The organism is Marinobacter panjinensis (assembly GCF_005298175.1).
Taxonomy (GTDB): Bacteria; Pseudomonadota; Gammaproteobacteria; order Pseudomonadales; family Oleiphilaceae; genus Marinobacter; species Marinobacter panjinensis.
In genome coordinates, this window is record NZ_SZYH01000002.1 from 117,960 (window position 1) to 132,802 (window position 14,843).

The window sequence follows — 14,843 nt, forward strand, 5'->3', positions numbered from 1 at the left end:
ACGAAGAGGTTAACGAGATGGAAGTTATTCTGCTCGAAAAAGTAGCAAACCTTGGTTCACTGGGTGACAAGGTCAAAGTAAAGGCCGGTTACGGTCGTAATTTTCTACTGCCGTATGGCAAGGCTGTTCCGGCAACTGCCGACAACCTGAAGGCGTTCGAAGAGCGTCGTGCAGAGCTTGAAAAAGCTGCCGCCGAGAAGCTGGCCGAAGCCCAGGCTCGTGGCGAGAAGCTGGAAGGCGCCTCCGTCACCATCACCTCCAAGGCTGGTGAAGAAGGCAAGCTGTTCGGTTCTATCGGTGTGCGTGACATCGCTGATGCGATTACCGCCACTGGCACCGAAGTCGAGAAAAGCGAAGTTCGTCTGCCGGAAGGTCCACTCCGTGTGGTCGGCGAGTACGAAATTGAGCTTCAGCTGCACTCCGACGTGACCGTTGCGATTAACCTGGCGGTTGTTGCAGAGTAAGCAGCCGAGTAAATTGCACGTCAGGCGGTAACGCCGGGTTTCGACCCGGCGGCAGCCATACAAGCCCGGAATCCGTTCAGTTGGATTCCGGGCTTGTTGCTTTGTGGTGTATGATTTGTCCTTGCCCTAGCTAGACGAAGAAGTTCCCATGGCCAACCCGAATTTCAAACCGGTAAACAGCGATCCCGAAACCAGCCGTATCAAGGTTCCGCCTCATTCTGTCGAGGCCGAACAGGCGGTTCTCGGTGGCCTGATGCTGGACAACCGCCGATTTGATGAGGTCTCGGAAATGATTTCCGCGGTCGATTTCTATCGCCAGGACCACCGGCTTATCTTCGGCGCTGCAGAACGCCTTGCCAGTGAGAGCGAACCGCTGGATGTGGTTACGCTGACGGAATTCCTCGAGCGTGCAGGCGATATTGAAGACGCTGGCGGGCTTTCCTACCTGGCAGAACTGGCAGAAAAAACCCCGGGCGCCGCCAACATCCGCGCCTACGCCGAGATTGTGCGCGAGCGTTCAATACTGCGGCAGCTGGTGCAGGTATCCGGGCAGATCTCGGATTCGGCCTTCAATCCCCTGGGGCGAAACAGCAACGAGATACTGGACGAAGCCGAGCGCAATGTCTTCCAGATTGCTGAATCCCGGGTTAAGGAAGGCACCGGCCCGCAGACCATCAATCCGATTCTCACCAAGGCTCTCAGCCGTATCGAGGAGCTGTTTGAATCCGGCGAAACCACAACCGGCCTGACCACCGGGTTCAAGGATCTGGACGAGTGGACATCCGGTATGCAGCCGTCCGACCTGTTGATTGTGGCAGGGCGACCCTCCATGGGTAAGACCACCTTTGCCATGAACATCGTCGAGAACGCGCTGATCAGCACCAGCACGCCGATTCTGGTGTTCAGCATGGAGATGCCCGCAGATGCATTGGTGATGCGTATGCTGTCGTCCCTGGGACGGATCGACCAGAGCCGGATCCGCAGTGGCAAGCTGGAAGAGGATGACTGGCCCAGGCTTACCTCGGCCGTCAGCCTGTTGAAGGACAAGCCGCTTTACATTGATGATACCCCTGGCCTGAGCCCGACGGAGATGCGCTCTCGCGCCCGCCGTATTGCCCGTGAGAACAACGGCCAGCTTGGCCTGATCATGGTGGATTACCTTCAGTTGATGCGGGTGCCGGGTAACACCGAGGGCCGTACCGCCGAGATTTCCGAAATTTCCCGGTCCCTTAAAGGCATCGCCAAAGAGCTCAGTTGCCCGGTGGTAGCGCTTTCCCAGCTCAACCGCAGCCTGGAGCAGCGGCCCAACAAGCGCCCGGTGAACTCGGACCTGCGGGAATCCGGTGCCATCGAGCAGGATGCGGACGTGATCATGTTCGTATACCGCGACGAAGTCTACAACGAAGACACGTCCGACAAGGGCATCGCCGAGATCATTATCGGCAAGCAGCGGAACGGCCCCATTGGCACCGTCCGCCTGGCCTTTATTGGCAAGTACACCAAATTCGAAGACCTGGCCCACGGCGATTACGGCGGGGATTATTGATGCCTCGGAAGACCGTTGCCCGCATTGATACCGGGGCACTTCGCCATAACTATCGCCTTGCCTGCAGGCTGGCCAGCCCGGCCCGGGCGATGGCGGTCATCAAGGCTGATGGCTACGGCCATGGCATACGTGAAGTGGCACGGGCGCTGGCGGATGTGGCTCCGAAGTTTGCCGTTGCCAGCATTGAAGAGGCTCTGGCTATCCGGGAGGCGGGTGTTGATCACCCGGTGGTATTGCTGCAGGGCCCGCACAGTTTCGAGGATGTCGCCACCAGCGCCCGTGAAGGTTTCGAAATGGTGGTGCACAGCGACTACCAGCTGGACTGGCTGGAGCAGGCACCGGCCACGCCAAAATTCTGGCTCAAAGTGAATACCGGAATGAACCGCCTGGGGTTTGCATCTGCCGCTCTGGCGCAGGTGATGGCCCGCTTGAAGGACCACGGGGCAGGGGAGCAGGTTATAGGCTTCGTCACCCACTATGCCTGCGCGGATGACATTTCCAGTGGTTTCACCGACAAGCAGACCCGGGTCTTTGCCGAGGCCGTGGTTGACTGGCCAGCGCTGGAAAAAAGTGCCGGCAACTCCGCAGCCCACTTTCTTCCCGGCCAACCACTGTTTGACTGGAGTCGCCCCGGCATAATGCTGTATGGCGCTTCTCCGACGCTTGGAAAAACCGGCCCGGAACTGGGCCTTGAAGCGGTGATGACGCTGGAAGCCGAGTTGACGGCGGTTCGAACGCTCCAGCCCGGGGAATCCGTGGGTTATGGCTGCTCCTGGGCAGCGGAACAGGAAACAAGGATGGGAATTGTCGGGATTGGCTACGGTGATGGTTACCCGCGCCATGCCGGCACGGATACGCCGGCCTGGGTGGCTGGTAGCCGGATACGTCTGATCGGTCGGGTGTCCATGGACATGCTGGCGGTAGATCTGACCAACTCTCCGGCCGCCCGTCCAGGAGATACCGTCGAGCTGTGGGGGCGGCATGTGAGTGTCGATGAGGTGGCGCAACACGCCGGTACCATCGGCTACGAGCTACTTACAGGTATTACAGCCCGGGTGCCCAGGCTGTATGACAGTTCCGGCGATGGGCCAGTGTAAATCAGGAAGCAGCTTCCGGCTCGTGGATGATTTCCTCAATGAAATCGAGAATGGCCGCCAGGCTGCGGTCATCCAGTTTTTTCAGTACCTTGTGAACCACCATCTTGCTGCCTTTGAGCATGCTGCTGATGCCCATCCTGGCCATGCCCATCAGCATGCTGCTGGCATTCAGCCGACGCAGGGGTTCCAGGAAGAAAAAGTCCAGACCGTTATCGGTCAGCTCGACAATCAGTTCAAACAGCTTGTCGATGGCTTCCTTGTCGGCTTTGCCCCGTTCGCGGAGTTCGCTGACAGTGTAAAGGGCGCGGGTGCGCAGCTCATCCGGTATGGGCGCGACGATATGGCTTTGTTGTTTCAGCATATGGGATCCTGTTGTTGTATGCTCGTAAGGTATGCTCGGTTCTCCGATAAGCATTCTATGGGTTGGGGCACAGGTGCCATTGGCTTGAACGGTATCAGGTACCCGTCATATCAGTGATATCCCGGGTATGCGTTCCAACCGTCGGCTTGAACGATTACAGTATGGATAAAGACAGTCGACCGAAACCGGAGGCAATGAGCGCCCGTGCACGTTCTTGTTGTTCATGATTATGGCCCGTTGGGGCGGGTTTTGCTGGAGCGCTTGAGAAAAACGTCGCTTCACGTCAGTCCGTTGCTGATCAGTGAGCTGGAAACGGCGGATCTCACAGCACTGGACGGCTGGATTCCCCAGGATACTGACCTGATTGTGAACGCGTTATGGCTGGCCAACCCGGAAATTGCCGAACAGGATCCAGAGGCTGCCCATAAGGTATCCTTTTCGCTGCCTGTTGCGTTGGCGGAGTATGCCCGCGACCGGAACATGGCCCTGCTGCAGCTGTCGACCTGTTACGTGTTCGATGGCCGCAAGCAAAGCGCCTATATCGCTTCCAACCCTGGCCAGCCCAGCAATGAGCTGGGTAATTGGCAGTGGGAATGCGAGCAGGCAGTACGAACGCTTTTGCCCCGCCATATTATCCTGCGAACGGGCTGGAGCCTGGGGCGTTTTATCCGCAAGGTGCAGTCCGTGGCGGCGCGCTCTGATGTCATCAAGCTGCCTGGCAAGTGCCATGGTCAACCGGTGACCGTAAGCGATCTTTCCCGGGTGATGACCGCAATTATTCAGCAGATAGATTGTGGTGCCGAGGTATGGGGAACCTACCAGTATGCCGGTGCAGAGGATATCTCGCTCTATGAGCTGGGCCTGGCCATCACCGGGCTGAGTGGTATTCCCGATGGATTGCGGGTGGTGGATGAGATGCCGGCCTGGGCCGCTCTCGAGCCCGCCAATACCACGATGATCTGCACCAAGATCCGCAATACTTTTGGCGTCAAACAGCTGCCCTGGCGTTCCGGGCTGGCGGAAGAGCTGGAATTACTTTCGCTGAATGGGGACAGGGAACTGATTGACGAACCGGCGAGCTGACGGCAGCCGGTTCGTGGTCAAGGCAGGCAGCGTCATCAGGTGTTCTGACGCGAAAATTCCCGGGTGACTGTCTGCAGTGCTTCCACATCCAGCAGCTCTACCTCCCGCCCCCGGGCGCTGATAATGCCCTGATTCTGGAAACGGGTGAACACCCGGCTGACGGTTTCTACCGCCAGGCCCAGGAAATTGGCAATGTCGTTGCGTGCCATGGGCAGGCTGAAGTTGGTGCCGGACATGCGGCGGCGCTGGAACCGGCTGGACAACGACAGCAGCAGTGCCGCAATCCGCTCCTCTGCCGTATTCTTGCTCAGTAACATGGCTAACTGATGGCTGCCCTGAATTTCCTGGCTCATCAGGTGATACATGTGGTGCTGGAGATCCGGCAGGCTACTGGTGAGCTCTTCCAGCTTCTCGATCGGGAACTCGCAGACACTGGTGCGCTCCAGGGCCCTGGCGGTGCAGGCGTAGTTCTTGCTGCCCATGCTGTCCAGGCCCACCAGTTCGCCGGGCATGAAGAACCCCGTTACCTGCTCCTCGCCATTCTCACTGATAATGGACGTCTTGACGGCCCCGCTCTTGACCGCAAAGCAGGACCGGAACGGTGTGCTCTGGTCAAAGATATGCTCGCCACGGTTGAAAATCCGGCCTTGCTGGACAATGTCTTCGAGCCGGTCAAGGTCATTTTCTTCCACTGCCAGGGGAAGGCACAGGTTGCTCAGGCTGCACTGGTGACAGGATGCCTTGAGCGGGGAAACCTGGTGGAGTCTGATAGCTTGGACCATGGTAGATGAACCATCCATTATTGATTCATGTCAAAACCGTACTCTAGTACGAACGGTCGGTTTTGCCAATGACTAATATCCTTGATTTTTTTAAGCATATATTGTTTGGGTATATGCTTGGCCGGCTCAGAATCCTTTGACAGTTTCTGAGCCGGCGGGAGGTGCTTCAGACCTTCCGAAACACAAGGGACGCATTAGTGCCGCCGAACCCAAAGCTGTTGGACATAACAGTGCCAAGCTCGGCTTCGGTGGAATCCGGTCCTACCACTGGCATGCCGGCAATGGTTTCATCCAGATGCTGCAGGTTTTTGGTGCCCGCGATGAACCCGTTCTGCAACATAATCAGGGAATAGATCGCTTCATGCACACCGGAAGCACCCAATGAATGTCCCGAGAGGGACTTGGTAGAGGATATCTGCGGTATTTTGTCGCCGAAGACACTGCGGACCGCTTTCATTTCGGCCACATCGCCTACGGGCGTACTGGTGCCATGTGCATTGATATAGTCTACCGGACCTTCCACCGTTGACAGTGCCTGCTGCATGCAACGCATGGCGCCTTCACCGGATGGAGCCACCATATCGTGGCCGTCGGATGTAGCACCGTAACCCACCAGTTCGGCAATGATGGTTGCCCCGCGTTTGCGGGCATGTTCCAGTTCTTCCACCACAACCATGCCACCGCCACCGGCGATCACGAAGCCGTCACGGCCGCTGTCGAACGGCCTGGAGGCAGTATCCGGCGCGTCGTTGTACTTGGTGGACAGGGCCCCCATGGCGTCGAAGAGCATGGTCAGGCTCCAGTCCTCTTCCTCCCCGCCACCGGCAAACACAATGTCCTGTTTGCCGGCCTGGATCTGTTCAGCGGCATGGCCGATACAGTGGGCACTGGTGGCACAGGCTGACGACATGGAATAGTTCACGCCGCGAATCTTGAAAGCCGTGGCCAGGCAGGCTGATACCGTGCTGGTCATGATCCTGGGCACCATATAGGGCCCGATACGCTTCACGCCTTTCTCACGCATGATATCCACCGCTTCCACCTGGCTGGCACTGGACGCGCCGCCGGATCCGGCAATCAACCCGGTGCGGTCATTGGACACCATGTCGTCTGTCAGCCCGGAGGAGGCGATGGCCTGTTCCATGGCGAGGAAGCTGTACATTGCGGACTGACCCATGAACCGTCGGGTCTTGCGGTCGATGACCGTGGTGTCCACATCGATCGACCCCGCAATCTGGCTGCGGAAGCCCATGTCCCGATAGGTCTCGTTGAAGCGGATACCGGATTTACCGGTTTTTAGGCTTTCCAGCACCGCTTCGGTGGAGTTGCCCAGGCAGGAAACAATGCCCATGCCAGTGATTACAACCCGTCTCATACCTTCCTCCTTTAAAAGGTCTGCTCCGAAAACCGGGCGGATCCTTTTTGCGTCTGACTATAACTACCAGTCTAGGCGCTTTGGCGTTCGGACGGTATTTGACCTTGGTAAGGGAGGAACCAATGCCTGAAGGAGGCGTCAGGGTTTTTCATTTTTGGCCTGTTGGCGCTCGGCCTCTTCCCGGGTCTCTTTTTCCACCATCTCAGGTGTTTCCAGGGAAATGCGCCCCAGTTTGCCGGATCGGAATTCATTGAGCAGTATCTCAGACACCTTGTGCAGGTCCGGAACACCACCCCGACCAAGGAATCGTCGCTTCAATGCAATGCCGTCCATCAGGGCCAGTCCGTCCTGTGGCCTTTCCTCAAATCCGTAGCGTGCCATCACCAGCCCCGGATAGGCTTCCAGCAGATAGTCCGCCTCGAACATCGCCACGTCCTCGAATTCGATGACTGCACTGCGGATGGCGCCACTGATGGCCAGGCGGTAGCCACAGGCTTCCGGTGACAGCTTTGGCCAGAGAAAACCGGGAGTGTCGTACAACAATATATTATCTGGCAGCTTGATGGCCTGCTGAGCCCGCGTCACGGCGGGTTCGTTACCGGTCTTGGCGGCAGGTCGGCCAGCAATGGTATTGATCAGCGTGGATTTGCCGACATTGGGAATGCCCAGAATCATCACCCGCAGGGCCCGCTTCTGACGGTCATGTCCCGGTGTCATTTCTCCCGCCAGGCGCAGGATATCAAGGGCTTCACCGCGCTGGTTATGGGTCATGGTGATGGCACGAACGCCCCGTTCCTTCTCCAGCCAGGTCAGCCATCGTTCGGTGATGTCCGGGTCGGCAAGGTCGCGTTTGTTGAGTACCTTTATCACCGGTGTATCGCCGCGCAGGGCAGGGACCAGTGGGTTTTCACTGCTGAAGGGCAGGCGTGCGTCCACGACCTCAATGATGAGATCCATCTGGGGCATTATCTTTTTGATTTCCTTGCGGGCCTTGTGCATATGCCCTGGAAACCAGTTAATGGCCATGTTTGTTACTCCGGAAATGACTGAACGGCGCCATTATGGACGGGAATGACTAAATTTTCACATTTCTCTCAACCCGCCTGTGGCGGGAGTTGAGGGTTTCCTGGGTGTGAAGTGTGTACAAAAAGAGGGGGGTTCGGGATGAAATGCCCGGTTGTTTTGTTTTAGGGTGTAGGGCTCGAAAACCTGAAGCGACTCAATAATCGATTAGTGGAGATATCTATGAAGCTCGTGAAACTGTTCGGAATTGCCCTGATTGCACTCGGGCTGTCTTCTCCGGCGATGGCCCAGCAATCTGGCGGGCAGCCGGACCAGGTTGATCAGCTGGCACAGATGGTTGGCCTGAGCGAAGACCAGCAGAAAGAAATCCGCGGCATCATCGAAGAGATGCAGGCTGAGATTCAGGAGCTTCAGGGCGAAGCCCAGCAACTGCAGCAGCAGATCCAGGCCCAGATCAAGCCGGATTACGATGAAGACGCGATTCGTGAAAACGCAGAGAAGCTTGGTGATGTAACCGGCGAGATGACAGCAATGTCGACTCTGATGCAGGCCAAGGTGGATGCGGTATTCACTGAGGCGCAGCGTGAAGAGCTGAACAAGCGCATGCAGCAAATGCAGCAGCAGATGCAACAGCGCCGCCAGATGCAGCAGCAACCGCAGGGTATGCAGTAAGCCCCGTTAGCTTTGCCTGGCCTCCGGGTTAACGCCCGGAGCCTGGAAGAGACCGCCTTGGCTTATCGCTTGGGCGGTTTTTTTGTACCTGTAGCCTGCTTTTTATGAGTCAGTCGCGGCGGGGCGGGCCTCCAGAAACACCAAACGGCTTAAACAACACGATAAGCCGTGGCAGCAACGTGAGAGCGCCGACCAGCGCCATAAACATGGCGAAGCCGGTGAACAAACCGAAGTAGATGGTCGGGATAAAGTTCGACAGCACCAGGATCGAGAAGCCGGTGATGATCGTCAGCGAGGTGAAGAACATCGCCTGCCCGATACTGCGGTGGCAGCGGTGCATCGTGGCGATGTAGTCGCCGTCTTTCTCGAACTCGGTCTTGAAGCGGTGGATGTAGTGAATGGTATCGTCCACCGCAATCCCCACGGTAATCGCCGCTACCGTAATCGTCATCATATCCAGCGGAATACCCAGCCAGCCCATCAGACCCAGCACCGAGCCCGCGGCAATCAGATTCGGCGCCATACCGATCAGCGCCAGCTTTATCGACCGGAACAGGATAAGGAACATGATCATGATGGCCAGGAATACCACGCCCAACGTCTTGATCTGGGACTCGAACAGGCTTTGCAGCATGTTGTTGTACATCACCGTCATCCCCGTGAGCTGGATCTGGTCGTATTCAAAGCCCATTTCTTCGGTCAGGTGAGTACGTATGCGGTCCAGCAACGCCTGGCGGCGCAAGTCCGGTGAGGTCTCCAGAATGCGGATACTGAAACGGGCCTGGTCGTGTTCCTCGCTGATGTAGGGTGTCAGCAGGATATTCTGCAGATCGTCCGGCACCGCCGAGGGCACAAAGGCCAGCTCCAGGGCGTTCAGGGGCTCGCCGCCGTTGACCTGGGCCAGTATGTCCAGCGTGGTTTTGATCGACTGTACCTTGCCGGTTGCCGCCAGGCTGTCCAGATAATCGTGTACCTTGCTCAGGCGGTCCATCTTCTGATAGGTGAACCAGGTATCCCGGTACTCCTCAGCGCCGTCGCAGTCGTCCACAAACGGGTCGCAGTCGCTGGCGAAGGGGTCACCGCCGCTGGCGCTTTCCGGGGGCTTGTCGTCCGTTATTACCACGTCCAGCGGTGTGGTGCCGCCCAGGCGGTCGTCGATGGTGATCATGCCCTGGTGGATTTCAGTGCTGGACTTGAAGTAGTCGATGAAGCTGTTTTCCACTGACAGGCGGTTGAGGCCGATGACGCAGAGTATGGCGAGGATGCCAGATCCGACCAGTACGGTTTTGCCATAGTGCTCCGTAAACCGTGCAAACATGTCGGTAAAGGGAACCCGGTCCGAGCGCACCCGGTCGTCCACCGGTGGCGGCAACAGCGCCAGCAGCGCCGGGAAGATCACGAAGGTGATGAGAAAAGCCACGGCCAGGCCAATGGTCATCATCCAGCCGAAATCGATGACCGGGCGGATGCCACTGAAGGTGAGCGAGCCAAAAGCGACGATGGTAGTAGTGGCCATGTAGAAGCAGGGCTTGATCATCGCCAGCAGAGTATTGCGAAGGATTTCCCTGGGCGGGGCATCCGGCTCATCGTGCTGGAATTCCCGGTAGCGGACGATCAGGTGGATGGTCAGCGACAGGGTCATGATCAGCAACAGCGATACGAAGTTGGAGGAGATGACCGTTACCGGCCAGCGCACCCAGCTCAGGTAACCGACCACCAGCCAGACAGTAAAGCTGCAACACAGCAACGGCACCACGACCCAGCGCCACTGGCGGAAAATGATGGCCAGGGTCAGCAGCAGGAATACCAGTACGCCGATGCCAAAGGTGGAAAGATCGTTCTCGATAAAGCGAATCATGTCCGCGACGATCATTGGTACGCCGCCCAGGTAAATTTCGGCCCGGTCCCGGTAGCTGTCGAGAATGGCGCGAACGTTGTCGATGGTGCGGTCACGCTCTTCACCCTGGGCTTCGGTGAACTCGATAAATTCCTGGCTCACGGCTTCCAGTCGTTGCTGTTCTTCTTCGGTAGCGTCGCCGCTGTCGACCCTGTCCCGCAGGCTGTTGCGCTCATACAGCAACTCAAAATAGCGTTCCGGGGTGGGCAGGTTGACCTGTATCGCGGTGGTGCGTCCGTCCTCGCTGATCAACAGGTTGGGGTAAAGGGGGTTACTGAGCAGGGCCTTGCGGGCGGTTTCGGGTTCAACCCCATTCTCGTCGATTGTTTTTATCTCGGAATCCACAGTGTCCAGGGTCAGGTCCGGGCTGTGAAGCAGGGGAACGTTGAGTATGCTGTTGGTGGAGCTGACGTTGTCCAGTGCCGCCAGGTCATCCCGCAGAGACGCCAACAGTGCCAGGCCCTCCTCACTGAACAGCTCTTCGTTGGGTGTAAAGGTGACCACCAGAAAGTCGTCGGAGTTAGTGAACCGCCGGTTCACCTCCCGATACTGCTCCAGGGAGCGGTCGTTCTCGAGAACCAGGGATTCGGCCGAGGCGTCCAGACGGAACTGGTCCAGCCGCAGGCTGGCAATCACCAGCAGCACACCGAACAGCAGAAGAATCACAACGGGACGGGGGAAAATCAGCCGGTCATAAAACGATCGAAGCCAGGACATCGAAAAGAGCACCCTTCACAATGGAAACGAGTGCAGAGTGTGCCACAAAGTGTCAGTTGACGGTGACTCTGTTTGACGCTTCTTCGAGGGAATCGATCAACTGTTTCAGGCGCTTACTCATATCCGCACTTTCGGTGAGCTGGGTGACCATGCTTTCGGTGGTGTCGCGGATGCTTTGAACGTTGGCCAGCACCTGGTCGGTAGAAGCCGTCTGGTCGGCGGAGACGTTGGCAATTTCCTGGTTGGTCTCGTCGATGCGGCTGACGACCGAGTTGATGGCATCCAGGGATTTGCGGGCTTCTTCGGATTCATCTACACAACGGGACGCGTCTTCTGAACTGCCGGTCATCTGGGTGACGGCGGCGTCCATGGCGGTGAGCAGGCGGTCGATGGTGCCCTGAATCTGGTCGGTGGAATCCTGAACCCGCTGCGCCAGGTTGCGAACTTCGTCCGCCACCACGGCAAACCCCCGGCCCTGTTCCCCGGCCCGGGCCGCTTCAATGGCGGCGTTCAATGCCAGCAGGTTGGTCTGTTCGGCAATGCCCTTGATTTCGGCAACCGCGTGACTGATTTCGTGGCTGTTTTCGGCCAGCGCCTGAACACTGTTTGCCGATGTCTGGATGGCCGTTGCCAACTGACGGATGGAGTCCGCACTGCGGCTGACCCGCTCGCTGCCATCAACGGCGGTGTTTCTGGCTTCGTGGGACAGGGTCTTGGCAATACCGGCCTGTTCAGCAATGCCGGTAAAGCTCTGAAGCATGGCTTCGACGACCTCGGCGCTGCGGTCGGCGCCGGACTGCTGGCGGCTCAGGTCGTCCCTGCGGGCTTCCGCCGCGGTTGTCAGTGCCCGAACCTCATTGTGCAGGTGGTCGATCGCCTGTTTCATGCTTTTGACCACACCCATGGTGCGGTCCTGCATGGCGTTGAAGGCCTGGGCCATCTCCCCGATTTCGTCCGTGGAGTCAACGTGAGCCCGTTCGCTCAGATTGCCGGAAGCCTGAACCGAAACCATGGTCGTTTTCAGGCGGTACACGTGTCGTTCGATAAAGGAAATCAGCAGTTGCGAGCCGGCCATCTCCAGTACCATCAACACGGTGACCACCAGTGCGAAGCCTCCGGCGGTTTCGCTGAAAACGGCTGAGAAGGACTGGTCAGTCAGCCCGGCAATGGTGTTCATGGCGTAGAGCACCAGCAGGCAGAGCACCACGAACACAACAATATTGAGCAGCCAGAACTTGTATTTAAGCCGGGCATTTCTGAGCAGTTGTAGCATGGAGGTTCTCAGTCAACGGCTTTTACGGGGATTTGCTGTGCTTTAGATGAAGCGGGAACTTCCGGCACGGCAAGGCCAAGGTTGTTCTTCTCGAACACCCGGTCGGCTCGATAGCTCGAGCGCACCATGGGCCCTGAGGGCACTTCCATGAAGCCTTTCTCCAGGCCGATTTCACGGTAGCGGTTGAAGTCTTCCGGGGTAACGTACTTCTCGACCGGCAGGTGGTTCTGGGTGGGGCGCAGGTACTGGCCCAGGGTCAGGATATCCACACCGACGGCCAGCAGGTCGTCCATGGTCTCCAGTATTTCTTCCTCGGTTTCACCCAGACCCAGCATCAGGCTGGTCTTGGTAAGCACGTCCGGACGGTATTTCTTGGCATGGGCCAGCACGCTGAGGGTTTTTTCATAGCCGGCGCGCGGGTCCCGCACATGGGTGGTCAGGCGTTTCACGGTTTCCACATTCTGGGCAAAAACGTCCAGTCCGGAGTCCACTACCTTCTCGACGTGTTCCATCACCGCATCGAAATCCGGCGTCAGGGCTTCAACGGCTACGTGTGGTGTGCGTTGCTTGATGGCGGATACACACGCTGCGTAGTGGGCTGCGCCACCGTCGTCCAGGTCGTCCCGGTCCACTGAGGTGAGCACGATATAGCGCAGACCCATGAGTTCCACGGATTTGGCGGTGTTCTCCGGCTCTTCATGGTCCAGCCAGCCTTTGGGGTTACCGGTGTCGACGGCGCAGAAGCGGCATGCGCGGGTGCAGACGGAGCCCATAACCATGATGGTGGCGGTGCCGTTGGTCCAGCACTCACCGATGTTGGGGCAGTGGGATTCCTGGCACACCGTGCTCAGGCGGTGTTCGCTGACGTTCTTGCGAACGGACTCATAACGCTCGCCACCGGGCATACGGGCCCGCAACCAGGAGGGTTTGCGCTGGGTTCCTGTGTCGATAATGCCCGAACCCGACCGTTTGATTCCGTCCTTGATGGCGGAAAAACCATGTTCATTGCGGAACTTGGAACCACTGGTGACACGGGGTTTGGCGTTATCGCTCATTACAACTGGACTCTTTGCGGCTGACTCGGGGCTTGGCTGATCTTAAAGGGTAATCCGCACCCGCGAAGGATACAAGACAGGTACGGATAATCACGGGGATTCCGGGCACGACATTCGTCGTACCCGGTTGCCGTTTCAGGCCGTGGCCTTGTCCAGCGCCTGACTGATATCGGCAATGATGTCATCCACATGCTCAATGCCAATAGACAGCCGCACGAGATCCTCACTGACGCCGGCACTTTCCAGCTCTTCCGGGTTGAGTTGCCGGTGAGTGGTGGTGGCCGGATGGCAGGCCAGGGACTTGGCGTCGCCAATATTCACCAGGCGGTAAATCAGTTGCAGGGCATCGATAAACTTTGCGCCGTTTTCTTTGCCACCCGCGATGCCGAAGCTGAGGATGCCAGAAGCGCGGCCACCACAGATCTTGTCGCAGGTAGCCTTGTAGGGGCTGTCTGCCAGGGTGGCGTAGTTCACCCACTCAACGGCCGGGTGCTCCTGCAGGTAGTTGGCCACTTTTTCCGCGTTCTCGCAGTGGCGCTCCATACGCAGGCCAAGGGTTTCCAGGCCTTGCATGATCAGGAAAGCATTAAAGGGCGCCAGCGCAGCACCGGTGTTTCGCAGCGGAACCACACGGCAGCGACCGATGAAGGCAGCAGCGCCCAAGGCTTCGGTATACACCACGCCATGGTAGGACGGGTCCGGTTCATTGAGCATTGAAAACTTCGCCTTGTTGGCTGCCCAGTCAAATTTTCCGGAATCGACCACCACACCGGCAACGGTAGTGCCGTGGCCGCCGATGTATTTGGTCAGTGAGTGAACGACGATATCAGCCCCATGCTCGATAGGGCGGCACAGGAACGGTGTTGCCACTGTGTTGTCGACGATGAGCGGAATACCGTGCTTGTGGGCGATTTCCGCCCAGCGCTGAATATCCACCACGTTGCCCGCCGGATTACCAATGGATTCGCAGAACAGGGCGCGGGTGTTGTCGTCTATGGCTTTGTCTACGGCGTCGAAGTCATCGTGCCTTACCATGCGGCAGTCGATACCCTGGTTCGGCAGCGAGTGGGCAAACAGGTTATAGGTGCCGCCATAAAGCTGGCCGGTGCTGACAATGTTATTGCCCACCTTGCAGATGGTCTGCAGGGCATAAAGGATAGCAGCCATGCCCGATGCCACCGCAAGCGCCCCCACGCCGCCTTCCAGCTGCGCCATGCGCTCTTCCAGTACGGCGTTGGTGGGGTTCATGATGCGGGTATAGATGTTGCCCTGGACCTTCAGGTCAAACAGGTCGGCACCATGCTGGGTGTCGTCAAAGGTGTAAGAAGTGGTCTGGTAAATGGGAGTGGTAGCGGCGTTGGTGGTTGGGTCGCCGTTAAAGCCCGCGTGGAGGGCGATAGTTTCGGGTTTCATGATAGTGCATCCCTTTTGTTTTGGTGGGTACTGGTATTGAGGCAGAACATCTCCGGGAGAGTATGCCACAGGCAGCCGATTGTGA

General features: G+C 58.0%; 13 protein-coding genes. 5 read left to right on the forward strand and 8 right to left on the reverse strand.

Annotated elements, in window-relative coordinates:
- Window positions 1-17: 17 nt before the first annotated feature.
- The 3 genes from rplI to alr all read left to right on the forward strand — a co-directional run bounded on the left by rplI (window position 18) and on the right by alr (window position 3,107).
- Entirely contained in the window at window positions 18-464 is a 447-nt protein-coding gene (rplI, locus tag FDP08_RS16845) for a 50S ribosomal protein L9 (RefSeq protein ID WP_137437460.1), read from the forward strand.
- 148 nt (window positions 465-612) lie between these two features.
- Complete coding sequence (gene dnaB / locus FDP08_RS16850; RefSeq protein WP_137437461.1) at window positions 613-2,010, forward strand: replicative DNA helicase; 1,398 nt, start codon at window positions 613-615, stop codon at window positions 2,008-2,010.
- Complete coding sequence (alr, locus tag FDP08_RS16855) at window positions 2,010-3,107, forward strand: alanine racemase (RefSeq protein WP_137437462.1); 1,098 nt, start codon at window positions 2,010-2,012, stop codon at window positions 3,105-3,107. The genes dnaB and alr overlap by 1 nt, the downstream gene beginning before the upstream one ends.
- Before the next feature lies 1 nt (window position 3,108).
- On the opposite strand, the gene FDP08_RS16860 is transcribed toward alr, so the two are convergent.
- Window positions 3,109-3,468 carry a hypothetical protein gene (locus FDP08_RS16860; RefSeq protein ID WP_137437463.1) on the reverse strand — a complete coding sequence of 120 codons (360 nt, stop codon included), beginning with the start codon at window positions 3,466-3,468 and terminating at the stop codon, window positions 3,109-3,111.
- Between the two features lie 204 nt (window positions 3,469-3,672).
- On the opposite strand from FDP08_RS16860, the gene FDP08_RS16865 reads away from it, so the two are divergent.
- Window positions 3,673-4,551, forward strand: a complete 879-nt coding sequence (locus FDP08_RS16865) for a sugar nucleotide-binding protein (RefSeq protein ID WP_137437464.1) — start codon at window positions 3,673-3,675, stop codon at window positions 4,549-4,551.
- A gap of 35 nt (window positions 4,552-4,586) precedes the next feature.
- Here FDP08_RS16865 and fnr read toward each other — a convergent pair whose 3' ends face one another.
- The 3 genes from fnr to ylqF all read right to left on the reverse strand — a co-directional run bounded on the left by fnr (window position 4,587) and on the right by ylqF (window position 7,734).
- Window positions 4,587-5,333 carry a fumarate/nitrate reduction transcriptional regulator Fnr gene (gene fnr / locus FDP08_RS16870; protein WP_137437465.1) on the reverse strand — a complete coding sequence of 249 codons (747 nt, stop codon included), beginning with the start codon at window positions 5,331-5,333 and terminating at the stop codon, window positions 4,587-4,589.
- Window positions 5,334-5,499: 166 nt separating this feature from the next.
- Window positions 5,500-6,708 carry a beta-ketoacyl-ACP synthase I gene (gene fabB, locus FDP08_RS16875; RefSeq protein ID WP_137437466.1) on the reverse strand — a complete coding sequence of 403 codons (1,209 nt, stop codon included), beginning with the start codon at window positions 6,706-6,708 and terminating at the stop codon, window positions 5,500-5,502.
- Window positions 6,709-6,846: 138 nt separating this feature from the next.
- Window positions 6,847-7,734, reverse strand: a complete 888-nt coding sequence (gene ylqF / locus FDP08_RS16880; RefSeq protein WP_137437467.1) for a ribosome biogenesis GTPase YlqF — start codon at window positions 7,732-7,734, stop codon at window positions 6,847-6,849.
- Between the two features lie 219 nt (window positions 7,735-7,953).
- Between ylqF and FDP08_RS16885 the strand changes: the two genes are divergently transcribed.
- Window positions 7,954-8,403 (forward strand): Spy/CpxP family protein refolding chaperone, encoded by a 450-nt coding sequence (locus FDP08_RS16885; protein ID WP_137437468.1) that lies wholly within the window; start codon window positions 7,954-7,956, stop codon window positions 8,401-8,403.
- Window positions 8,404-8,512: 109 nt separating this feature from the next.
- Here FDP08_RS16885 and FDP08_RS16890 read toward each other — a convergent pair whose 3' ends face one another.
- From FDP08_RS16890 to FDP08_RS16905, 4 genes are all read right to left on the reverse strand, one after another.
- The gene (locus tag FDP08_RS16890) at window positions 8,513-11,017 is read right to left on the reverse strand and encodes an efflux RND transporter permease subunit (protein WP_137437469.1); all 2,505 of its coding nucleotides are present in this window, start codon (window positions 11,015-11,017) and stop codon (window positions 8,513-8,515) included.
- A gap of 52 nt (window positions 11,018-11,069) precedes the next feature.
- On the reverse strand, window positions 11,070-12,290 hold the full coding sequence (locus FDP08_RS16895; protein ID WP_137437470.1) for a methyl-accepting chemotaxis protein: 1,221 nt from the start codon (window positions 12,288-12,290) through the stop codon (window positions 11,070-11,072).
- Window positions 12,291-12,298: 8 nt separating this feature from the next.
- Complete coding sequence (gene lipA, locus FDP08_RS16900) at window positions 12,299-13,345, reverse strand: lipoyl synthase (RefSeq protein ID WP_137437471.1); 1,047 nt, start codon at window positions 13,343-13,345, stop codon at window positions 12,299-12,301.
- Window positions 13,346-13,480: 135 nt separating this feature from the next.
- Window positions 13,481-14,758: an O-acetylhomoserine aminocarboxypropyltransferase/cysteine synthase family protein gene (locus FDP08_RS16905; RefSeq protein ID WP_137437472.1), complete on the reverse strand. Its 1,278-nt coding sequence runs from the start codon at window positions 14,756-14,758 to the stop codon at window positions 13,481-13,483.
- Window positions 14,759-14,843: the final 85 nt, after the last annotated feature.